We start from the raw sequence: 22,269 nt of genomic DNA, 5'->3' as shown, positions 1-22,269 counted from the left end.
CGATCGTGGCGCAGCTACCCGCCGGACGGCCACCTGTTTTGCCCGACAGGCCGGACTTGTGCGGCGAGCCGGCCGCCCGCCTCGCGCAGCCAGCGGCCCGGCTCGGCCAGCGCCGACGCCGTCGACCCGGCCAGCTCGACGAGCGACACCGCCGCCGTCACCGGCTCCGGCGGCGCCGCGCCGAGCTGACCGGCGACCACCTGCACGGGTACGCCGGCGGCGGCGGCCGTGTCGAGCAGTGCGCCGACCACCTTGCCGCGCAGCGACGTCTCGTCGAACCGGCCCTCGCCGGTGACCACCAGGTCCGCCCCGGCCAGTGCCTCGGGCAGCCCGGCCAGCTCGGCGACCGCCGCCGCGCCGGGCACGATCCGCGCGCCCCAGAGTGCCGCCAGCCCGTACCCGGTGCCGCCGGCCGCACCCGCGCCCGGCTGGTCGGGATCGCCACCGGCGGAGTCGGCGAGGCGGCGCAGCGCGGCGTCCAGCACGGCGACGTCGTCCGGGCCGGCGCCCTTCTGCGGCCCGAACACGGCGGCGGCGCCGGCCGGCCCGGTCAGCGGCGCGGTCACGTCCACCAGCAGCCGTACCCCGCCCGGCGGTGGTGGACGCAGCCCGGCGCGGTCGAGGTATGCCAGCCCGGCCAGCGCGGCGCCGCCGAGCGGCAGGTCCCGGCCCTCGCGGTCCCGCAGCCGCAGCCCGAGGGCGCGCAGTGCGCCGGTGCCGCCGTCGGTGCTCGCGGACCCGCCGAGACCGATCACGAGCGCGGTGGCCCCGGCGTCGAGCGCGGCGGCGGCGACCGCGCCCAGGCCGTAGGTGTGCGCGTGCCGGGGGTCGGGGCCACGCAGCAGCGGCAACCCGCTGGCGCGGGCCAGCTCCAGCACGGCGGTGCGCCCGCCGGCGGTGCCGACGCCCTGCCCGGCGACCTGGTCCTCCGGCAGCAGTAGCCAGCCGGCGTCGACCGGCCGCCCGTCCGGCCCGGGCACGGTGGTGGTGTGCCAGACCGCGTCGGGCCGGGCGGCGGCGAAGGCGTCGAGCGTGCCCTCGCCGCCGTCCGCGAGCGGCAGCAGCCGTACGTCGTCGTCGGGCCGGCGGGCCCGCCAACCGTCCGCGACGGCGCGGGCGGCGTCGGCGGCGGCGAGCGAGCCCTTGAACGAGTCGGGCGCGACGACGACCCGCATCAGTCGGCCAGCACCAGCTCGACGTAGCGGTCGGCCATGGTGGCGAGGACCTGGTCCGGGTCGGTCGCCCACACCTCGGCGTTGAAGATCTCCACCTCGGTGTCCCCGGTCCAGCCGGCCGCCTCGACGGCCCGGCGCAGCGGCGGGAAGTCGATGTGCCCGTCGCCCATCATGCCGCGACCCAACAGCACGTCGGCCGGCAGCGGGGTGAGGAAGTCGCAGACCTGGAAACTGGCGATCCGCGCCCCGGCGCGGGCGATCTGCCGCCACACGTCCGGATCCCACCACACGTGGAACGTGTCCACCACGACGCCGACCTGCTCGGTCGGGAACGCCTCGGCCAGGTCGAGCGCCTGCCCGAGCGTGGACAGCACCGCCCGGTCGGCGCAGTACATCGGGTGCAGCGGCTCCAACGCCAGGCGCACGCCGCGCTCGCCCGCGTACGGGGCCAGCTCGGCGAGCGCGTCGGCGACCCGGGCCCGCGCGCCGGCCAGGTCGCGGGAGCCGGGCGGCAGGCCGCCGACGACGAGCACCAGGCAGTCGGTGCCGAGCCCGGCGGCCTCGTCGATGGCGCGCCGGTTGTCGACGAGCGCCTCGGCCCGCGCGCGTTCGTCGACGGCGGTGAGGAACCCGCCCCGGCACAGCGACGACACCCGCAGCCCGGCGTCCGCGACGAGTTTCGCCGCGGCCGGTACGCCGATCTCGGCGACCGGCTCACGCCACAGCCCGATCGCCGGGATGCCGGCGCGCACGCAGCCGTCGACCGCCTCCCGCACCGACCAGCGCTGCGTGGTGCGCTGGTTGAGCGACAGCTTCGCCAGTCGCGGGTCGGCGGTCATCCGGTCACCCCCGCTACGGTCAGGTAGCCGCGCATCCGGTCGGCCGCCAGCTCCGGGTCGAGCAGCAGCCCGGCGGCGTCGGCCAGCCGGAACGTCTCGACCAGGTGCGGGACGCTGCGCCCGCCGTGCAGGCCGCCGACCATGGTGAAGCCGGGTTGCCGCCCGTTCAGCCAGGACAGGAACGCGATGCCGGTCTTGTAGTACGGCGTGGGCGCGGCGAACACGTGCCGGGACAGCGGCACGGTCGGGTCGAGGATCGCCCGGAAGCCGGCCGGGTCGCCCGCGTCCAGCCGTTGCAGCGCCGCCGACGCGGCCGGGGCGATGGCCGCGAACGCGCCGAGCAGCGCGTGGCTGGACCGGGCGCCGTCGCCTTCGATCAGCTCCGGGTAGTGGAAGTCGTCGCCGGTGTAGACCTTCACCGTCGGCGGCAGCAGCTCCCGCAGCCGCACCTCCCGCCCGGCGTCCAGCAGCGACACCTTCACCCCGTCGATCACGTCGGCGTGGGCGTGCACGAGCGCGACGAACGTCTTGGTGGCGTCGTCCAGGTCGGTCGAGCCCCAGTAGCCCGCGAGGGCCGGGTCGAACATGTCGCCGAGCCAGTGCAGCACCACGGGCGCGCCGGCGGACCGCAGCACCTGCTCGTAGACGCGCCGGTAGTCGTCCGGTCCGGTGGCGAGCGCGGCGAGGTGCCGGCTGGCCATCACCACCGCGACCGCGCCGCACTCCTGGACGTACGCGACCTGCTCGGCGTACGCGGTGACGACCTCGTCGAGCGTGTCGGGCACGCCGGTGAGCTGGTCGGTGGCCGCCCCGGCGACGATGCGCCCATCGCAGACGGCGGCCTCGGCGGCGCTGCGCCGGATCAGCTCCCGGGTGGCCGCCCAGTCCAGCCCCATGCCGCGTTGCGCGGTGTCCATCGCCTCGGCCACGCCCAGCCCCCAGGACCAGAGATCGCGCCGCACCGCGAGGGTGGCGTCCCAGTCCAGCCGGGCCGGGGCGCCGGGGGCGTTGTCGGCGTACGGGTCGGCGACCACGTGCGCCGCCGCGTACGCGATCCGGCTGGCCGGCGGCGCGGCCGGCCGCTGCCAGCCGGCCGGCGCCCGCAGGGTGAGCGTCTCGACGCCGCCGCCCCGGGTGGGCAGGGTGATCCGCGCGGTCACCTGTCGATCTCCCCGATCTCGATCCGCCGGCCCTCGCGGGCGGAGCGCAGCCCGGCCTCGGCGAGCTGCACGCCGCGCACGCCGGCCAGGAAGTCCCACGGGAACGGCTCGTTGTCGACGACGTGCCGCAGGAACGCCTCCCACTGCACCTTGAACCCGTTGTCGTAGTCGGCGTTGTCCGGCACGGTCTGCCACTGCGCGCGGAACGGCTCGGTGACCGGCAGGTCCGGGTTCCACACCGGCATCGGGGTGGCGCCGCGGTGCTGGATGCGGCAGTCGCGCAGCCCGGCGACCGCGCTGCCGTGGGTGCCGTCGACCTGGAACTCGACAAGTTCGTCCCGGTAGACCCGCACCGCCCAGGAGGAGTTGATCTGGGCGATGATGCCGCCGGCGAGTTCGAAGATGCCGTACGCGGCGTCGTCGGCGGTGGCCGGGTAGGTGACGCCGTTCTCGTCGACGCGCTCCGGGATGTGCGTGGCGGTGACGGCGGTGACGGCGGTGACCTCGCCGAAGATCTGCTCCAGCACGTAGTGCCAGTGCGGGAACATGTCGACGGTGATGCCGCCGCCGTCCTCGGCGCGGTAGTTCCAGCTCGGGCGCTGCGCGTCCTGCCAGTCGCCCTCGAACACCCAGTAGCCGAACTCGCCGCGCACCGACAGGATCCGGCCGAAGAAGCCGCCGTCGACGAGCCGCTTGAGCTTGCGCAGGCCGGGCAGGAACAGCTTGTCCTGCACCACGCCGTTCTTGACGCCCCGGGCGGCGGCGAGCCGGGCCAGCTCCAGCGACCCGTCCAGCCCTTCGGCGAGCGGCTTCTCGGTGTAGATGTGCTTGCCGGCCTCGATCGCCGCCCGGATCGCCTTCTCCCGCTGGGCGGTCACCTGCGCGTCGAAGTAGATCTGGTGGCTGTCGTCGGCGAGCGCCGCGTCCAGATCGGTGGTGTACGAGGTGAGCCCGTGCCGGGCGGCGATCTCGGCGAGCCGGGCCTCGTTGCGGCCCACCAGGGTCAGCTCCGGCCAGATGCGGCTGCCGTCGCGGGCGGGCAGTCCGCCCTGCTCGCGGATCGCGAGCAGGGATCGGACGAGATGCTGCCGGTAGCCCATCCGTCCGGTCACGCCGTTGAGGATGATCCCGATAGACGTGCGCTCCACGTGTGTGTCCTTCCCAGTGCTCAGTCGGCCGACGTCGTCGCGCCCAGCAGATCGCGGATGCGTTCGGTGACCCGGGCGAAGACCGGGTCGGACATGGTCCGGCCGTAGTCGCGTTCCGCGGGCAGGTCGACGTCGATGACCTCGGCGACGGTGCCGGGTCGAGGGGTCATGACGATCACCCGGTCGGCGAGGTAGGCGGCCTCGGCGATGGAGTGGGTGACGAGCAGGACGGTGGTGCCGGTCTCCCGCCAGATGCGTCGCAGCTCGACGTTCATCTGTTCCCGGGTGAGCGCGTCGAGCGCCCCGAACGGCTCGTCCATCAGCAGCACCGGAGGGCGGTGCAGCAGCGCGCGGCACAGCGCCACGCGCTGCTGCATCCCACCGGACAGCTCGTTCGGGTACGCGTCCTCGAAGCCGGTCAGCCCGGTCATCGCGATCAGCTCGTCCACCCGGGCGCGGGCCTGCGCCTTGGGCATCCGGCGCATCTCCGCCTGGAGCAGGATGTTGCGCCGGGCCGAGCGCCAGTCCAGCAGCGCGGCGCGCTGGAAGACGTACCCGATGTCGCGGCGTGGCCCGCGGACGTCCTCGCCGTCCAGGCGGACCTGGCCGGACGTCGGACGCAGCAGCCCGGAGACCAGCTTCAGCAGCGTCGACTTGCCGCAGCCGGACGCGCCGACGATGGCCACGAACTCGCCGGGGGCGATCCGCAGCGTCACGTCGCGCAGCGCCGTGGTGTCCTTCTTCTTGGTGCGGAAGCGGACCGCCACCTGGTCGATCTCGACCGCGGCGCCGGTCGCCGTGGCGTCCGCGGCGGCAGCGGCGGTGGGGTTGCCGACCGTCATCGCGTTCATCCCTTCGGGGCGAAGCTCGCGTCCCAGTAGGACGCGGGCGACTCCGCCTTGCTGATCACGCCGGAGTCGGCGAAGACGGAGATGGTCTTCTGCCAGTCGGCCTCGTCGTTGACACCCGGGGCCATGGACTTCGTGGCGTCGGTGTGCAGCAGTTGCAGGGTGGCGTTGAACTGGTCGGTGAGCACCTTCTCCGAGGGCAGTTGCTGGGACGCGCCGGCCATCGCCGCGACCGCGCCGGCCGGGTCGGACTGGGCCGCGGTCCACGCCTCGCTGCTCGCCGCCACCATCCGCTTCACCAGGTCCTGCTTGTTCTTGATGGTGTCGGTGGAGGCGATCAGCCCGTTGCTGTAGAAGTTGAGCCCGTGCTCGGCGAACTTCAGGTACGACACCTGCTTGCCGGCCTTCTCCTGCATGGTCGGGCCCTGGTCGCTGGCGAAGCCGAGCAGCGCGTCGGTCTTGCCCGACATGACCGCGGCCATCTTGCCGGCCGGGTCGGTGTTCTGGAGCGTGACGTCGCCGGCGGAGAGGCCGTTGGCCTTCAGAAACGCCGGGAACGTCTTGCTCAGCGCGTCGCCGGCGGTGGAGGCGATGGTCTTGCCCTTGAGGTCGGCCGGGGCGTTGATGTTCTTGTCGCTGAAGAACTGCACCGACGACGGGGTGGTCTGGAGGAAGACGCCGACGCTCCTGACGTCCATGCCCTGGCCGACCGCGGCGAGCAGCGCCGGGGTGTCGGCCCAGCCGAAGTCGGTCTGCCCGGCGGCGGTGGCCTGGACGGTCTTCTGCGAGCCCTGCCCGGCGTTGATGGTCAGGTCGATGCCGTGCTTGGCGAAGATGTCCTTCTTCTGGCCCAGGTAGAACGGGGCGTGCTCGCCGTACGGGTACCAGTTGAGCGTCAGGGTGACCTTGTCCTTGCCGTCGGCGCTCTTGGCCTGCTCGCCCCCGGAGGAGGAGCCGCAGGCGGTGACGGAGATGAGGAACGCCGGCAGCAGCGCGGCGGTGAGGAAACGCTTCTTCATCTGCGGATGACTCCGTTTCACATCGTTGTGGTGGTGGCGTCGGTGCGGCGGCTGGCGTGCCACGGCAGCAGGATGTGTTCGAGCAGTTCGACGACGACGAACAGGACGACGCCGAGCAACGACATGACGACCAGCCCGGCGAACAGCGTCGGGGTGTCGAGGTTGCCGTTGGCCTGCAGGATCACGTAACCGAGGCCCTCGTTCGCGCCGACGAACTCGCCGACCACGGCGCCGGTGACGGCCATCGTGGCGGCGACCTTGAGGCCGGCGAACAGGTGCGGCAGGGCGGCCGGGAACCGGATCTTCCGGAAAGTCTGCGCGGGCCCGGCGCCCATGGTGGCGGAGAGTTGCAGCATCTCCGGGTCGATGGATTTCAGGCCGGTGACGGTGGAGATGACGATCGGGAAGAACGCCATCAGGACCGCGACGACCACCTTCGGCGACAGCCCGAAGCCGAGCCACACCACGAACAGCGGCGCGATCGCGATCTTCGGGATGACCTGGGCGAACAGCAGCAGCGGGTAGAGGCTCTTCTCGACCGTGGGGGAGTAGACCATCACCACGGCCGAGAACACGCCGACGGCGATCGCGATGACGAAGCCGAGCACCGTCTCGTAGGTGGTGATCCAGGTGTGGTGGGCGAAGTAGCCGGGTTGCGCCCGCACCACGTCGAGCGTGTCCGCGGGCGAGGGGACCAGGTACGGCTTGACCAGGTCGGCCGCGGTGACCACCCACCACAGGACGAGGATCGCCGCGAGGACCGCCGCCGGGCGCCAGGTGCGTGAGGCGAACCGGAGCGTGGCGGCGCCGGGCCGGCGCGTACGGCGGGCGGCCGGGGCGTCGCGTCCGGGCGGGCTGGTCCGTCCGGGCTGCTCGATGGTGCTCTGCGCGGCCATGACCCTCCGTTCTCGGTGGGGCCGAAACCCGGTGAGGTCGGGAATCGACACTGAATGCGCTTTCAGTAAGCGCTTTCAGGGTGTTACCGTAACCACGCCGAAACGAGCAGGTCAAGACGTACCGCAGGGGGAAAACGATGCAGCCACGGACGCACGTGACCCTGGAAGACGTGGCCAAGGCCGCCGACGTCTCGCTTGCCACGGCCTCCCGCGCGCTCAACGGCATGCGGGTCACCCCGCAACTGCGGGACCGGGTCCTCGCCGCCGCCGCGCACCTCGCCTACGCCCCCAACGCGCACGCCCGGGCGCTGGCCGGCGCCTCCCACCGCACCGTCGGCGTGATCTGCCACGACGTCACCGACCCCTACTTCGCCGCCATCGCCGGCGGCGTCATGCGCGTCGCCGGCGCCAACGACCTGCTGGTCATGCTCGCCAGCACCTTCCGCGACCCGGAACGCGAGATCGCGTACGTGTCGATGCTGCGCGCCGAACGCGCCCCGGCCATCCTGCTGGTCGGCTCCGGCTTCGAGGACGCCCGCTGGGAACGGGCCATGGAGGCCGAGCTGAAGCCCTACCTCGACGGCGGCGGCCGGGTCGCCGTGGTCAGCCGGCACCGCAGCCTCAAGGTCGACAGCGTGCTGCCGGAGAACCGGGCCGGCGCCGCCGCCATGGCCCGCGCCCTGCTGGAACTCGGCCACCGCCGCTTCGCGGTGCTCTCCGGCCCCCGCGCGCTCACCACCGTCGCCGACCGGCTCGGCGGTTTCCGCGACGAACTGGCCGCCGCCGGCGTCCCGCTCGACCCGGCGCACGTCGTCGAGGGGCCGTTCACCCGCGACGGCGGCTACCAGGCGATGACCGAGCTGCTCACCCGCGGCCTCGACGCCACCTGCGTGTTCGCGCTCACCGACGTGATGGCCATCGGCGCGTACGCGGCGCTGCGCGACCACGGGCTGTCCGTGCCCGCCGACGTCTCCGTCGCCGGGTTCGACGACATCCCCATCGTCCGCGACCTCACCCCGCCCCTGACCACTGTCGCCCTGCCGCTGCGCGAGCTCGGCGAGAAAGTGATGGAGATGGCACTGACCGAGAACACCGGCCGCCGCCGGCGGATCCTGCGCATGACCGGCGAGGTCGTCCTCCGCGCCAGCACCGCCAAGGTGGGCGCGTGACCGCGCTCGCCGGCCTCACCGTCGACCGCGTCGACACGTACGCGGTCGCGCTGCCCACGATCCGCTCGTTCGGCGTCTCCGGCGGCGCCGTCGCCGTCGCCGGCACCCCGAGCATCCGCGTGCTGGTCAAGGTGAGCGCCGACGGCATCACCGGCTGGGGCGAGGCCACCCCGATCCCGGCCTGGACCTACGAGACCGCCGAGTCGATCGTCACCACCGTCGACCGTTACCTCGCCCCGGCGATCCTCGGCCGTCCCGCCTGGGACCTCGACGGCGTCACCACCGCCTTCGACCGGGCCGTCAACCGTGGCTTCACCATCGGCGCGCCGCTGGCCAAGGCCGCCGTCGACATCGCGCTGCACGACCTGCTCGGCCGCGCCCTGGGCGTCTCCGTCGGCGTGCTCTGGGGCCAGCGCCGCCGGGACACCGTCGACCTGGGCTGGATCGTCGCCGGGCAGGACGCCGCCGAAGTCGCCGACGCGGTCGCCGAGGGACGGGCCGCCGGCTACCGGGCGTTCAAGGTCAAGGTCGGCCTGCACACCGAGGCCGAGGACGCCGCAGTGGTCCGCGCCGTGCGCGACGCCGCCCCCGACGCCGCGCTCTGGGTCGACGCCAACCAGGCGTACACCTCCGACGCCGCGCTGCGGATGGCCCGCCACCTGGCCGACCTCGACGTCACCGCGTTCGAGCAGCCGCTGCCCGCCAACGACGTCGCCGGGCTGCGCCGGCTGCGCGCCGCCTCACCGGTGCCGGTCGCCCTCGACGAGAGCCTGCGCCACCCCAGCGACCTGGCCACCTTCGTCAAGCTCGACGCCGTCGACGTGGCCATCGCCAAGGTGCAGCGCAGCGGCGGGCTGACGCTGTCCCGGCGGCTGTGCGCGCTCGCCGAGGACGCCGGGGTGCGGCTGATGGGCTCCGGGCTCACCGACTCCGACCTCGGGCTGGCCGCCTCGCTGCACCTGTTCGCCGCGTACGGCATCGACACCCCGGTCGACCTCAACGGCCGGCAGTTCCTCACCTCCTCCTACGCCACCGGCGAGACGGTGCGGATCCACGACGGGGTGGCGACCGTGCCCACCGGGCCGGGCCTCGGCGTGGACGTCGACGAGTCGGTCGTGCGCGAGCTGGCCGTGGACGTGCTCGCCCGGCGCTGACACGGGCCGGTAGGGTGCCGCCATGATCGAGGACGCGGCGTGCCGTTGACCAATCCGTGGCTGGCCGGGCCGACGCCGACGAGGAAACTCGACCGGGAGCGCCTCGAGGAACGCATCCACAACCTGCTGTCCGCGCAGAACATGTGCGTCCTCGCCACCGCCGGGCCGGACGGGCCGCTGGCCACGCCGGTGCGCTACTACCCGCTCGACTTCACGTTGATGTTCACCGCCGCGCCGCGCTCGCCGAAGATGCGCAACATCGCCGCCGACCCGCGCGTGTCCGTCGGCGTCTTCGCGCCGCTGGTCGGGCTGGCCAGCAGTCGCGGCGCGCAGGTGTTCGGCGCCGCCCGGGTGCTCGCCCCGGACCACCCGGACCACGCCCACCACTGGTCGGCGTTCCGCTGGCAGAACGAGCACGCCGAGCGGGGCCGATCGCTGGCCGAACCGCCCCAGGAGACGCTCGTGGTCGTCGAGGCGGAGCGGATCGTCTACACCGAGCACTGGCTACGCCGCGAGGGCTACGCCCCACGCCAACACTGGCACCGCTGACCCCCTGCCCCGCTGCTCCTGGCTGCCCTCGCTGCCCTCGCCTCGCCTCGTCGCTGCCCTCGCCTCGTCAATCTTGGACTTGTGATGCCAATGTCTGCGGCTTGTGCACCTTGTGCGAGGTGCCACAACTCCTAGATCGACGGGCGCGCCCGCGACGCGGGGTTCGGTTAAGGGCTGCGCTGCCCCGGTGTAAGCGCCGCCGCCGGACTGACCGGGCTGACGGGGCTGGCCGGGCTGGACGCGGTGGGCCGCCGGCCGGGCCTGTGGCATGCTCGGGCGGTGGCCAGCTACGACGTCGCCCTCGTCCTGCTCGTCGACCCGTCCGGCGCGGTCCTCATGCAGCACCGCGACGGCAACGCGCCCGTCTCGCCCCACCAGTGGAGCCTGCCCGGCGGCGGCATCGAGCCCGGCGAGACACCCGAGCAGGCCGCCCGTCGCGAGCTGTTCGAGGAGACCGGCCTGACCGCCGGCGAGCTGCACCTGCTATGGAGCGGCCCCCGCCCGGACGAGGAGGGCTTCCCGCACACCGTCACCGTGTACGTGTTCCGGGGCGCCACCGACGCACGGCAGGAGGACGTGGTGCTCGGCGAGGGCCAGGCGATGGTGTTCATCCCCCGCGACCAGGTGCTCGATCGGGAGCTGGCGGTCAGCGCCGCGAAGGTCCTGCCGCTGCACCTGGCCGACGGCCGGTAGCCGGCGACCCGGCCGCGACTCGGTCCGCCGGTGGCCCCGGTCCTGAGGACGGCAGGGGCCGAGGGTGCCGATTCCTGTCCTACAAACTTGATGGCGTGAATGACTCAGGCGACGCCGGACCACACGCGGGCGCGCTGAGTCACCCGTGCCGTCACGTTTTCAGGCATCGGGAAGCAGCCGGTGGTGGGCGCGTACGCCGCGGCTGCGCCTGCGCCACGGCTGATCACCTGGGGTAGCGGGCGGCGCTGCGGATCACACTGGGGTGGCGGGCGGCGCCACGGCGGATCGCCCGGGGTGGCGGCGGCGCTGCGGATCGCCTGGGGTGGCGGCGCTGCGGATCACCTGGGGTGGCGGGTGGCGCTGCGGATCAACGCGCCACCAGCAGGTCCAGCGCGTCGATCATCGGGCCGGTGTCCACCCGCGCGGCCTCGCGCAGGCGCACCACGCCCGCGGCGTACTCCTCGTCGGTGATCAACTGGAGCGGGGTGTGCGCCTCCCGGCGCAGCGTGCCCGCCGCCTCCCGCAGCGACGCCGCGGTGACCTGCGGGACCGGCTCGACGGACGCGGAGGCGAAACCGGCGTCGGCGAAGACCGCCTCGACCTCGGCGACGCTCGGGTAGGTGTCGAGCACCCGCACTGCCTCCGGGAAGAAGCGGAACAGCGTGATCGCCTCGTGCCGGCCGGCGAACGCTGACCGGATGAGCACCGGCCCGCCCGGCCGCACCACCCGCCGCAGCTCCCGGGCCGCGGCGGCCAGGTCGGGCACGTGGTGGATGACCGTGGAGAGCCACGCGGCGTCCACGCTGGCGTCGTCGAGCGGGAGGTGCGCCGCGTCCCCGGCCAGCACCGGACGGACCACGCAGCGGGCCCGCATCGCCGCCGACGGTTCCACGGCGACGACCTCCAGCCCGGGGAACCAGGCGGTGAAGCGTCGCGCCCAGCTCCCGGTGCCGGCGCCCAGGTCGAGCAGCCGCAGACCCGGCCGTGGGGCGAGGTGCCGGGTGACGGCGTCCCGCCAGGCGGTGAGCCCGTCGTCGCTGAGGTGGCGGGTCGCCGCGAAGGCTTCCGCGTCGGTGTCGTCGTACGCGATGCGCGCCATGCCGCAAGCCAACTATCCGGCCCGGACGCGCGGCAAGCGTTGTGACGAACGGCGCAGACCTGGTGCCGTCCGCCCCGCGTAGGGTCGAATCCATGAGCACCGACGTCGATGTGCGGGCGTGGCTGCGCGACCGGGGAGCCGAGACGATCGAGCATCCCGGCGGCACCCTGTACGCCCACCTGTGCCGCGTGCGGGACCGCCTCGCCGAGCTGGGGCAGGAACCCGCCGTGCGGACGGCCGGCCTGGCGCACGCCGTGTACGGCACCGACGGTTTCGACGTGGCGTTGCTCGACCGCACCGACCGGGACGCGTTGCGCGACCTCGTCGGGGCCGACGCCGAAGCCCTCGTCTACCTCTACGGCGCGTGCGACCGGAAGCGCTCCTGGCCGCGGCTCGCGACCACCGGGACGGTCCACGACCGCTTCACCGGGGAGACGACGACGGTCCGGGGCGACCAGTTGACCCCGCTGATCGACCTGAGCATCGTCAACGAGTTGGACGTGCTCGACCACTTGCCCCGCGTGTCCGACCGGCATGTGGCGTACCTGCGGGGGTTGTTCGCCGCATGGGCGCCGGCCGCGTCCGCGGCCGTCCGTGGGGAGGTGGCGCGGGTCCTCGGCCCGGAGGTCAGCGGGTGAGGCTGGCGTGCCAGTCCCGCAGGAACGCCTCGGCCAGCGCCCGCGCCCGGGGCCGTACGTCGAAGGTCTCCTCGACCCGGCGGCGGGCCATGTGCGACAGGCCGTCCGCGGCCTCGTTCAGCGCGTGCCCGCTGTGGCCCTTGACGTGGCGGAAAGCCAGGTCCGGCCGGTGGCTCACCCGGTCGGCGAGGCGCACAAGCGTCGGCCGGTCGGCCCACCGGCGCTGCCGCACGCTGTAACCGGCCGGCATGGCCACCACCTCACCGTCCTGCCAGCGACGCAGCCAGCGCAGCGCGGCGAGACTGTCCACCAGCACCGTCATCCCGGCCGGCGGTTCCGGGTACGCGGTGAGCAGGAAGTCCACCGCCCGCAGCTCGTTGACAAGCACCCGGGACACACCGGTCGGGTCGAGGCGACCCGTGCCCCGGCTGCGGAGGCCGTACCGGCCGTCGCTCGCCACGTACCCGATGCCGCCGGCACGGCCCTTCCAGCTGGCGTCGGTCGCGGCGACGACCGGCGCGGACGTCGCCGCCCAGCCCTCGACCTGGCCGCGTCCCCGTTCCTGGTCCGGTTGCGGCCGGCAGGCGGGCCCGTGCTCCGCGGCCAGCCGGGTGGCGTTGTCGAGGAGCTGACCGGCGGAGGTGAGCTGGTCGTAGTGGGCCGCGGTGAGCGCCAGCGTGACCGCGTCGCCGATGCGCTGGCACTGCGGGCAGTTGGTGCGGAAGACGTAGCGGCGCAGCGGGCGGACGCGATCGTGCAGGGTGGCGGGGAGCAGGCTCAGGGCCTGGCGGAACTCGTCGGGTCGCACGGGTGCCTCCTGACGTCTCGGAGCGGCTGAGGTCAACGGGGAGGTGTGCGGGGCGGACGGCGTGGCCCGCCCCGCGCGGGCGGAGGCTCAGGTGAGGGAGACGGTGACGCCGCCGGAGAACGGCGAGTCGTGCAGCTCGAGCCGGGCGAGCTTGACGTTCTTCGGGATGTCGAAGACGACCACGCCGGTGACCTGATTGCCGGGGTTGATGTCGTTGAGGAACGTCTCGGCGTCCTGGTTGGCGTAGAGCGCGGCCGTGCCGTCGGCGGAGTACTCGGTGCCGTTGGCGGCGTACGCCTTCTGGCTGCTGCCGTCGAACATCTGCGACTCCTTGCCGATGTTCTTCACGTTGACGGTGACCAGGCAGAACTGGCCCTGCGCCTTGGCGCCCAGCATCGACGATCCGACCTTGGCGACGCCGCACCTGGCCGACTTCACGGTGAACTCGAACTTGCCGTCGCGGGCCGGCTTGCCGATGGTCGCGGTCTCCGGCTTGTCGTCGCCCTTGGCGGCACCGGCACCGGTGCCCGCGCCGGCCTTGCTGCTGCCGGTGGCGTCGTCGGTGGAGCCGGCGCCGCAGCCCAGCGTGACGAGGGCACCGGCGATCAGAGCGAGCATCGTGGTCTTGCGCATCGTTTTCCTCCTGCTGTGAACGTGGCGGCGTCAATGAGAGCATCATCTGTGAACGCTGTCAACGGACATGATGCTTGACGGGTGTGACACACTCCGACCGTGCAGGAGACACCGACCGTCACCGCTGCGGAGATCGCCCGGCTCGCCGGGGTCGGCCGCGCCGCCGTCAGCAACTGGCGCAAACGGCACGACGACTTCCCCGCGCCGGTCGGCGGCAGCGCCACCAGCCCCGAGTTCGACCTCGGGCAGGTCGAGCGGTGGCTGCACGCCCAGGGCAAGCTCCCCGAAGTCGCCACCGCCGACCGGCTCTGGCGACACCTCGCCGCCACCAGCGCCTCCCCGGCCGCCGGCCTCGCCGCCGTCGGTGCCCGGCTGCTCGCCCGGCAACGGTTGTTAAGCGGGGGCCCCGCCTATACCGAAAGCGTTAAGCGGGGCCCCCGCCTTAACCTCACCCCGCTGCTGCCCGACGTGGACGCGCTTGCCGGTGAACTCGGCCCGCAGGGCGCCTTCGACGCGCTGTGGCAACGCTTCTCCGCCCCCGGACCCGGCCGCCCCTTCGCCACCCCCGACGACCTCGCCGACCTGATGGCCGGGCTCGCCGGCGTCGGCGGCGGCTCCGTCTTCGACCCCGCCGCCGGCTCCGGCGCCACGTTGCGCGCCGCCGTCCGCGCCGGCTGCACCTCCGCGTACGGGCAGGAACTCGACCCCGACCTCGCCCGGCTCGCCGAACTGTGGCTGGCCCTACGCGACGTGCCGGGGGAGGTGAGCACCGGCGACTCGCTGCGCGCCGACGCCCACCCCGGCCGCACGTTCGACGCCGTCGTCTGCCACCCGCCGTTCGGCGCCAGCAACTGGGGCGACGACGAACTCGGCCACGACCCCCGCTGGATCGTCGGCACCACCCCGCGTACCGAACCGGAACTGGCCTGGGTCCAACACGCCCTCGCGCACCTACGCCCCGGCGGCCACGCCGTACTCCTGATGCCCCCCACCGTCGCCGGCCGCCGCGCCGGCCGCCGGATCCGCGCCGAACTGCTGCGCCGCGGCGCGCTGCGCGCCGTCGTCGCGCTGCCACCGGGGGCGGCGGCACCGCACGGCGTACCCCTGCATCTGTGGGTGCTGCGACGCCCGCCCGCCGACGCGCCGCCACCGGCGCGGACGCTGCTCGTGGACGCCACCGACCTCACCCGTGTCCTGGACACCTGGCGGGCCTTCACCGCGGGCGCGGACGTCGAGGAACCCGGCTACGCCCGCGCGGTGCCGGTGATCGAGCTGCTCGACGAGGAGGTCGACCTCACCCCCGCCCGCCGCCAACCCGCCGTCGTGGGCGAGGCGAGCGGAGAGCAGTTGGTACGCACGCGCGAGCGCCTCGCCGCCGTCGTGGCGGACCTGCCGGCGCTGATGCCGCAGGTCACGCCCGCGCCCGACGGGGCCGACGGGGAGTTCCTCACCGTCGGCGAGCTGGCCAGGGCCGGCGCGTTGCAGCTCCTCGGGCCGATCCGGGGCGCGGCTGGTGACGGTGGTGAGCCGGCCGGCGACGGGCGGCCGGTACTGACCGTGCCGGACGTGCTCGGCGGGGCGGAGGCGTCGGGACGCGACGACGGGCGGCTCGGGCAGGAGATTCCGCTTGCCGTCGGGGACGTGGTGGTGCCGATGATCGCGCGGCAGCTCACCGCGCGGGTGGTGACCGTCGACGGGGTGTTGCTGGGACGCAACCTCTATCTGCTGCGGCCCGATCCGGCGGCGTTGGACCCGTGGTTCCTGGCCGGGCAACTGCGGACGTCCACGAATGAGCGGCAGGCGTCGAGTTTGTCGGGGACGCTGCGGTTCGACGTGCGGCGGGCGCAGGTGCGGCGGGTGTCGCGGGAGGCGCAGGGAGCGTACGGGGAGGCGTTCCGGCGGCTGGACGCGTTCGAGTCGGCGTTGCGGCAGGCGGCGACGCTCGGGGCTGACCTGGTGCAGCTCACCGCTGACGGGTTGGCGCGCGGCGCGGTCCGCCCCGAGGGGGAGCGGCGATGACATCCCGTCAGATATCCGACGGTGGCGCGGCGCTCCGACGACACATGCGGAAGCCTGCGGGCCGGTGGCCGGGCGTGCTTCCTCTGCCAGCGACAACACGCTGACAGTCGGTTGATCAACTCGGCCGAGTGGGCGAGTACGACGATGCAGGGCGGCAGGCATACTGCTCGCCTTAAGGCAATCGAAAGGAACCTGGTGAGCACCAAGCACCAAGAGTTGGCCAACTTCATCTGGTCGGTGGCCGACCTGCTCCGCGGCGATTACAAGCAGTCCGAGTACAGCCGGGTGATTCTCCCGTTGACCGTGCTCCGCCGGTTGGACTGCGTGCTCGAACCGACCAAGGACGCGGTGCTCGCCCGGCACCAGCAGCTCAAGGACGCGGGCGTGCAGAACGTTGACCCGGTGCTGCGGAGGGCCGCCGGGCTGTCGTTCTACAACACGAGCGAGATGTCGTTCCGCAAGCTGCTCGGCGACCAGGACAACGTGGCGCTCAATCTGCGCGCCTACATCGGCGCCTTCTCACCCGGCGCGGTCGACGTGCTGGAGAAGTACGGCTTTGACGCCCAGATCAACAGGCTCGCCGAGGCGGGGCTGCTCTACCAGGTGGTCGCCAAGTTCGCCGACATCGACCTGCACCCGGACGTGGTCACCAACCACCAGATGGGTTACGTCTTCGAGGAACTCATCCGCCGCTTCTCGGAAATCAGCAACGAGACCGCCGGTGAGCACTTCACCCCGCGCGAGGTCATCCGGCTGATGGTCAACCTGCTGCTCGCCCCCGACGAGGACGACCTGGTCACGCCCGGCATCGTCCGCAAGGTCTACGACCCGGCCTGCGGCACCGGCGGCATGCTCACCGAGGCGCAGGAGCACATCCAGGCGCACAACCCGCACGCCACCGTCGAGGTGTACGGGCAGGAACTCAACGGCGAGACGTACGCGATCTGCCGCTCGGACATGATGCTCAAGGGCGGCGACCCGACGAAGATCACCTTCGGGAACTCGTTCAACCAGGACGGCCACGAGGGCGAGCGGTTCGACTACATGCTCGCCAACCCGCCGTTCGGGGTGGAGTGGAAGAAGGTCGAGAAGTTCGTCAAGGACGAGGCGGCCCGCGGCCACGCCGGCCGGTTCGGTGCCGGGCTGCCCCGGATCAACGACGGCTCGCTGCTCTTCCTCCAACACATGATTTCAAAAATGAAACGCCCCGAGGACGGCGGTAGCCGCCTCGCCATCGTCTTCAACGGCTCGCCGCTGTTCACCGGCGCGGCCGGCTCGGGGGAGTCGGAGATCCGCCGCTGGATCCTGGAGAACGACCTCCTGGAGGGCATCGTCGCGCTGCCCGACCAGCTCTTCTACAACACCGGCATCTCCACGTACTTCTGGATCCTCACCAACCGCAAGGACCCGGCGCGGGCCCGCAAGGTGGTGCTGCTCGACGGCCGCGAATTCTGGACCAAGATGCGCAAGAGCCTCGGCGACAAGCGCAAGATGCTCACCGATGAGCACATCACGGACCTGACCCGGGCATACGTGGATGCGCTGACCATCGCGGACGACCCGGAGCACCCGCAGCACGCCAAGGTGAAGGTCTTCAAGACCACCGACTTCGGCTACCAGCGGATCACCGTCGAGCGCCCACTGCGGCTGCGCTTCGAGGTCACCGAGGAGACGGTGGCGCTGCTCGCGGAGGCTCGCGCGGTCCTCAAGTACGCGGAGCGGGAGTCCCTGCTGGCGGCGGCGAAATCACTTGTCGGCACGTCGTCCGCGACGCGGGCCGAGTTCGCAATGAGGCTGAACGGGCTGGGGAAGCTGCCGGCGGCGGTGGAGAAGGCGGTTTGGGAGGCGTTCTCGGTCAGCGACCCCGAGGGGGAGATGCAGACCGACCGCAAGGGCAACCCGCTGCCGGACGCCGACCTGCGCGACAACGAGAACGTGCCGCTGGACGAGAACATCCACGACTACCTCAAGCGCGAGGTGCTACCGCACGCTCCCGACGCATGGATCGACGAATCCAGAACCAAGGTTGGATACGAGATGCCGTTTCCGCGCTACTTTTACAAGTATTTGCAGCCTCGTTCGGTGGAGGAAATCCGGGAAGAGTTGCAGCAATTGAACCACCAAATTCAGTCGCTGATTGGCTCGGTGCTTTAAGATGAAAACCTTACGGCTGCGGCGAGTCGCCTACGTCAATCCGCCGACCCCAGAGTTTGACCTGATCGACTCCGGCGCGGAGGTGGCATTTGTTCCGCTGGAGGCGGTGTGGGCCGGCGTGGCGTCCGACTTTGAACGCCGCAGGCCAAAGCGGGAAGTGATGACCGGATACACGAGGTTTCGTAGTGGCGATGTTCTGCTTCCCAAAGTAACTCCCACTTTTCAGGCTGGTCGCGTTCCGGTAGCCAAGATCGACACGCTGGCAGGAGCTGGGAGTACGGAACTGCATGTGCTGCGCCCAAGAGCAGGCGTAGATCCCCGCTTCATATCCTATGTTTGTCGAAGCGCCGCGTTTCTTCAAGAGGGCGTTGCGGCTTTCCAGGGAGTCGCGGGACTCCAGCGCGTTCCTGACGAGTTCGTCCGAACCTTTCCCGTGATAGATATTTCCTCGCATGAACAGCGCCGGATTGCCGACTATCTCGACGCCCAGACTGCACGTCTGCGAGAACTGGGCTCGATTAGGCTCCGGCAGGCCGAGTTGATTGAGGAGTGGTATCGGAGTAGGGTCGACAACTGCTTCAGGCTGGAGTCTGGCAAAATCCGTCAGAGATTCGGTCGCCTGCTGGCAAAACCGCCATGCTACGGAGTGCTTGTACCTCGCTTTACTGCTGAGGGAGTGCCACTAATTCGCGTATCTGATCTTGGTGCAATAGAAGAGCGCATTGACTTGCTTCCGCGAATCGAACATGCTCAGGCCGGAGAGTATTCGAGGACGCGCCTAAGTGCTGGTGATGTATTGCTTACAGTCGTCGGTGCGACTATCGGCCGATATGATATCGTTCCTGAGGGTGCTCGGGGTTGTAACGTCAGTCGAGCCTTGGCTCGACTCCAGCCCGCGAAGGAAATTCCCGCAGACCTCTTAGCGGCTTGGTTCGATTCTTCTTGGTTTCGTCAGCAAGCAGCTATCGCGACAAGCGTTGCTGCTGCGCAGCCGGCGTTGAACATGGGAGACCTGGCCGGATTTGAGGTGAACTTTCCCGAATCATCTGCTGCGATTTCATCCCTCAAAGATGAGTTGGCGGAGTGTAGGTTGATTCGCGACCGTGTGATATCGCATTTGGAAATTTGCCGCCGCTCAATCATGGACCTGGAGTTAGCTGTTATAACGGCTGCTGTCACTGGGCAGGTCGATGCGGTGACAGGGCGAGAGGTCTCAGCGTGAAGTGGGGGCACCAGGAGTGGTCGTTCGAAACGGCTATCGAGCGGGGATTGCTTGGTCTCAGGTGGGCGAGCGGCGCGGTTAGCAATTACGAGCGACAGCTCGGGCTCGACACGGCCGAACTTCTTGCGTTTATCGGGGCGACGCAGCCCGACCAGTGGGCGAAGCTGCTGGCGTACCACGGGAACGACCCGGACGAGGCGCAACGCCAGTTCGCTCAGTACCTCGCCAAGCAGATCGACGAGCGCGGCCCGCTCGACGTCCTCCGTCGCGGCGTCAGGGACAAGGGCGTGCCGATCCGGCTCGCCTACTTCAAGCCCGCGCACGCCATCACCGACGACGCCCTGAAGCTCTATCGCGCCAACCGCCTCACCGTCACCCGCCAGCTCGCCTACTCGACAAGCAACAACAACACCCTCGACCTGGTCCTCTTCGTCAACGGCATCCCCCTCGCCACTGCCGAGCTGAAGAACCCGCTGACCGGGCAGACCGTCGAAGACGCGAAGGAGCAGTACCGCAAGACGCGCGACCCGAAGGAACTGCTCTTCGCCCGGCGTACCCTCGTGCATTTCGCCGTTGACCCCGACCTGGTCTTCGTCACGACGAAGCTCGCGGGGGAGAAGACCCGGTTCCTGCCGTTCAACACCGGGTCGAACGGGCCCGGCGTGTCCGGCGGCGCCGGCAACCCGCCGGCCACCGGCGCCGGCTACCGCAGCTCCTACCTGTGGGAGCAGATCTGGCACCCGGACGTCTTCATGGACCTGGTCCGGCGGTTCCTGCACTACGACAAGGAATCCAAGGCGCTGATTTTCCCGCGCTACCACCAGTGGCACGCGGTCACCCAGCTCACCGACCACGCCGCCCACCACGGTTCCGGCCACAACTACCTGGTGATGCACTCGGCCGGGTCGGGTAAGTCGAACACGATCGCCTGGCTGGCGCACCGGCTGTCGAGCCTGCACACTGCGCCCGATGTCGCCACGGAGGGGCTGCGCCCCAACGAGCCGGTCTTCGACAAGGTCATCATCATCACCGACCGGGTGGTGCTGGACCGGCAGTTGCAGGACACCGTGTTCCAGTTCGAGCACGTGCCCGGCGTGGTGCAGCGCATCGACAAGGACTCGGCCCAGCTCGCCGCCGCGCTCCAGGGTGAGACGGCAAAGGTCGTCATCACCACCATGCAGAAGTTCCCCTACGTGCTCAACCAGGTGCAGGGGCTCAAGGGCAAGCGGTTCGCGGTCGTCGTCGACGAGGCGCACTCCTCACAGTCGGGCGACTCGGCCGCCGCGTTGAAGAAGGTTCTGCTCAAGCTCGGCAGCGACGACGTCGACGAGTCGGGTGACCTGCTCACCGCGTCGGCGCTGGCCCGGGGGCGGCACGAGACGCTGTCGTACTTCGCGTTCACCGCCACCCCGAAGGCGAAGACACTCGAACTCTTCGGCACGCCGCACCCGGTGACCGGGGACGCGCAGCCGTTCCACACCTACTCGATGCGGCAGGCCATCGAGGAGGGGTTCATCCTCGACGTGCTGCGCAACTACCTGACCTACAAGTCGTACTGGAAACTGGCCAACGCCAACCCCGACGACCCGGAGGTCGACCCGAAGAAGGCCGGCTCGCAACTCGCCCGCTTCGCCAGCCTGCACCCCACCATGCAGGCCCAGAAGGCGGAGATCATCGTCGAGCACTTCCGCCGGCACGCCGCGCCGCGCCTCGGCGGTCGCGCCAAGGCCATGGTGGTCACCGGCTCCCGCGAGGCCGCCGTCCGCCTGCACACGGCCATTAAGAAGTACGTCGACATGCAGGGCTACGCCGGCTGCGACTCGCTGGTCGCGTTCTCCGGCGACCTGGAGGTCGACGGCATCGAGCACACCGAGGCGCGGACCAACGGCTTCGGCGAGGGCGAACTGCCCGAGAAGTTCGCCTACACCGCCGCCGACGACAAGCACGCCGGCACACCGAAGGCCAAGCAGCACACCGAATACAAGATCCTGGTCGTCGCCGAGAAATACCAGACCGGCTTCGACCAGCCGCTGCTCACCACGATGTACGTCGACAAGCTGCTCAAGAACGTCGCCGCGGTGCAGACCCTGTCCCGGCTCAACCGCACCCACCCGCTGAAGAACCAGGGTGACGTGTTCGTCCTCGACTTCGTCAACGAGGCCGGGGACATCGCCGCGCACTTCAAGCCGTACTTCGAAACCGCCGCCACCACCCCCACCGACCCGAACCTGCTCTACACCGCGCAGAACGCGGTCACCGGCTACCCGGTGCTGGTCCGGTCCGAGATGCAGGCGTACGCCGAAGCGCTGCTCGCCGCAGAGCGGAAGGCGACCACCGAGACCGGCCTCCAGCGGGCCCACGCCTCGCTCTACCGCTTCACCGAACCAGCCGTCCAGCGCTTCGAGGCCCTGGCCGCCGACGACCCGGAGGCCGCGGACGGCTTCCGGTCCGCGCTGCGCGACTACACCCGGATGTACGCGTTCCTCAGCCAGGTCGTGCCCTACCACGACGAGGACCTGGAACGGCTCTACCTGTACGGGCGGGCGCTGCTCAACCGGCTGCCGCGCCGGCAGGACCCGTCCGTCGACATCGGCGAGGTGCAGCTCACCCACCTGCGGGTCAGCAAGACCGGCGAACACGACGCCTCGCTGTCGCCCGAGGGGGAGCAGATGCTGCCCGGCTTCGTCGGCGGCGGCGTCGGCTCCCAGCACGACCCGGAGAAGGTCGCGCTCTCGGAACTGATCGACGCGTTCAACGACCGGTTCGGCATCGGGCTCGGCGAGGCCGACAAGGTCTGGGTCGAACAGCAGATCGTCGCGCTGGCCGAGGACGGCACCCTCGAAGCCGCCGCGCTCGTCAACGACGAGAGCAACTTCGGTGTCGTCTGCGACCGGCGGATCGAGGACGTGATCCTGTCCCGGCACGACGACAACGGCAAGCTGATGCAGCGCTACCTCGACGACGAGAGCCTGCGGTCGCAGCTCAACCAGTTCGCGCGCCGGCAGGCGTACCAGATGATCCGCCGCCGCAAGGGCATCGCCTAACT

Annotated in this window: 19 protein-coding genes; 9 read left to right on the top strand and 10 right to left on the bottom strand. The window is 71.2% G+C overall.

Annotated features, from left to right (window positions below; all coding sequences use genetic code 11):
• Window positions 1-14 precede the first annotated feature (14 nt).
• Genes O7602_RS14370 through O7602_RS14340 form a run of 7 tightly spaced genes read right to left on the bottom strand, consistent with a single transcriptional unit; the run spans window position 15 to window position 7,085 of the window.
• A complete protein-coding gene (locus O7602_RS14370; protein WP_281589592.1) occupies window positions 15-1,175 on the bottom strand; it encodes a glycerate kinase in 1,161 nt (386 codons plus the stop codon).
• Complete coding sequence (locus O7602_RS14365) at window positions 1,175-2,014, bottom strand: sugar phosphate isomerase/epimerase family protein (protein WP_281589590.1); 840 nt, start codon at window positions 2,012-2,014, stop codon at window positions 1,175-1,177. The genes O7602_RS14370 and O7602_RS14365 overlap by 1 nt, the downstream gene beginning before the upstream one ends.
• The gene (locus tag O7602_RS14360) at window positions 2,011-3,174 is read right to left on the bottom strand and encodes a dihydrodipicolinate synthase family protein (protein ID WP_281589588.1); all 1,164 of its coding nucleotides are present in this window, start codon (window positions 3,172-3,174) and stop codon (window positions 2,011-2,013) included. Before O7602_RS14360 ends, O7602_RS14365 begins: the two co-directional genes overlap by 4 nt.
• Window positions 3,171-4,322 (bottom strand): Gfo/Idh/MocA family oxidoreductase, encoded by a 1,152-nt coding sequence (locus tag O7602_RS14355; RefSeq protein WP_281589586.1) that lies wholly within the window; start codon window positions 4,320-4,322, stop codon window positions 3,171-3,173. Before O7602_RS14355 ends, O7602_RS14360 begins: the two co-directional genes overlap by 4 nt.
• A gap of 20 nt (window positions 4,323-4,342) precedes the next feature.
• Window positions 4,343-5,164: an ABC transporter ATP-binding protein gene (locus O7602_RS14350; protein ID WP_281589584.1), complete on the bottom strand. Its 822-nt coding sequence runs from the start codon at window positions 5,162-5,164 to the stop codon at window positions 4,343-4,345.
• 5 nt (window positions 5,165-5,169) lie between these two features.
• Entirely contained in the window at window positions 5,170-6,189 is a 1,020-nt protein-coding gene (locus O7602_RS14345) for an ABC transporter substrate-binding protein (RefSeq protein ID WP_281589582.1), read from the bottom strand.
• Between the two features lie 17 nt (window positions 6,190-6,206).
• On the bottom strand, window positions 6,207-7,085 hold the full coding sequence (locus tag O7602_RS14340) for an ABC transporter permease subunit (protein ID WP_281589580.1): 879 nt from the start codon (window positions 7,083-7,085) through the stop codon (window positions 6,207-6,209).
• A 155-nt stretch (window positions 7,086-7,240) separates the two neighbouring features.
• On the opposite strand from O7602_RS14340, the gene O7602_RS14335 reads away from it, so the two are divergent.
• The 4 genes from O7602_RS14335 (at window position 7,241) to O7602_RS14320 (ending at window position 10,650) form a co-directional block, all read left to right on the top strand.
• The gene (locus O7602_RS14335; protein ID WP_281589578.1) at window positions 7,241-8,254 is read left to right on the top strand and encodes a LacI family DNA-binding transcriptional regulator; all 1,014 of its coding nucleotides are present in this window, start codon (window positions 7,241-7,243) and stop codon (window positions 8,252-8,254) included.
• A complete protein-coding gene (locus O7602_RS14330; protein WP_281589576.1) occupies window positions 8,251-9,408 on the top strand; it encodes an enolase C-terminal domain-like protein in 1,158 nt (385 codons plus the stop codon). Before O7602_RS14335 ends, O7602_RS14330 begins: the two co-directional genes overlap by 4 nt.
• Window positions 9,409-9,447: 39 nt before the next feature.
• Entirely contained in the window at window positions 9,448-9,957 is a 510-nt protein-coding gene (locus O7602_RS14325) for a pyridoxamine 5'-phosphate oxidase family protein (protein WP_281589574.1), read from the top strand.
• 279 nt (window positions 9,958-10,236) lie between these two features.
• The gene (locus O7602_RS14320) at window positions 10,237-10,650 is read left to right on the top strand and encodes an NUDIX hydrolase (protein ID WP_281589573.1); all 414 of its coding nucleotides are present in this window, start codon (window positions 10,237-10,239) and stop codon (window positions 10,648-10,650) included.
• Window positions 10,651-11,017: 367 nt separating this feature from the next.
• Here O7602_RS14320 and O7602_RS14315 read toward each other — a convergent pair whose 3' ends face one another.
• The gene (locus O7602_RS14315) at window positions 11,018-11,749 is read right to left on the bottom strand and encodes a methyltransferase domain-containing protein (protein ID WP_281589571.1); all 732 of its coding nucleotides are present in this window, start codon (window positions 11,747-11,749) and stop codon (window positions 11,018-11,020) included.
• Window positions 11,750-11,841: 92 nt separating this feature from the next.
• Here O7602_RS14315 and O7602_RS14310 point away from each other — a divergent pair, with 92 nt between their 5' ends.
• Window positions 11,842-12,387, top strand: a complete 546-nt coding sequence (locus tag O7602_RS14310) for a DUF6817 domain-containing protein (protein ID WP_281589569.1) — start codon at window positions 11,842-11,844, stop codon at window positions 12,385-12,387.
• Here the strand turns inward: O7602_RS14310 and O7602_RS14305 are convergent.
• Together O7602_RS14305 and O7602_RS14300 are read right to left on the bottom strand one after the other, a co-directional pair.
• A complete protein-coding gene (locus O7602_RS14305) occupies window positions 12,377-13,195 on the bottom strand; it encodes an RNase H family protein (protein WP_281589567.1) in 819 nt (272 codons plus the stop codon). The genes O7602_RS14310 and O7602_RS14305 overlap by 11 nt on opposite strands.
• An 87-nt stretch (window positions 13,196-13,282) precedes the next feature.
• Window positions 13,283-13,828: a DUF4352 domain-containing protein gene (locus O7602_RS14300; RefSeq protein WP_281589565.1), complete on the bottom strand. Its 546-nt coding sequence runs from the start codon at window positions 13,826-13,828 to the stop codon at window positions 13,283-13,285.
• A 99-nt stretch (window positions 13,829-13,927) separates the two neighbouring features.
• Here O7602_RS14300 and O7602_RS14295 point away from each other — a divergent pair, with 99 nt between their 5' ends.
• The 4 genes from O7602_RS14295 (at window position 13,928) to O7602_RS14280 (ending at window position 22,267) form a co-directional block, all read left to right on the top strand.
• Complete coding sequence (locus tag O7602_RS14295; protein ID WP_281589563.1) at window positions 13,928-15,847, top strand: N-6 DNA methylase; 1,920 nt, start codon at window positions 13,928-13,930, stop codon at window positions 15,845-15,847.
• A 195-nt stretch (window positions 15,848-16,042) separates the two neighbouring features.
• The gene (locus tag O7602_RS14290) at window positions 16,043-18,001 is read left to right on the top strand and encodes a class I SAM-dependent DNA methyltransferase (RefSeq protein WP_281589561.1); all 1,959 of its coding nucleotides are present in this window, start codon (window positions 16,043-16,045) and stop codon (window positions 17,999-18,001) included.
• A 1-nt stretch (window position 18,002) separates the two neighbouring features.
• Window positions 18,003-19,223 (top strand): hypothetical protein, encoded by a 1,221-nt coding sequence (locus O7602_RS14285; RefSeq protein WP_281589559.1) that lies wholly within the window; start codon window positions 18,003-18,005, stop codon window positions 19,221-19,223.
• Window positions 19,224-19,270: 47 nt separating this feature from the next.
• Window positions 19,271-22,267: a type I restriction endonuclease gene (locus O7602_RS14280; protein WP_281589557.1), complete on the top strand. Its 2,997-nt coding sequence runs from the start codon at window positions 19,271-19,273 to the stop codon at window positions 22,265-22,267.
• Window positions 22,268-22,269 lie beyond the last annotated feature (2 nt).

The sequence above is a fragment of the Micromonospora sp. WMMD1128 genome (genome assembly GCF_027497235.1).
Lineage (GTDB): Bacteria > Actinomycetota > Actinomycetes > Mycobacteriales > Micromonosporaceae > Micromonospora.
This window is presented reverse-complemented; position numbering and strand designations above follow the sequence as displayed.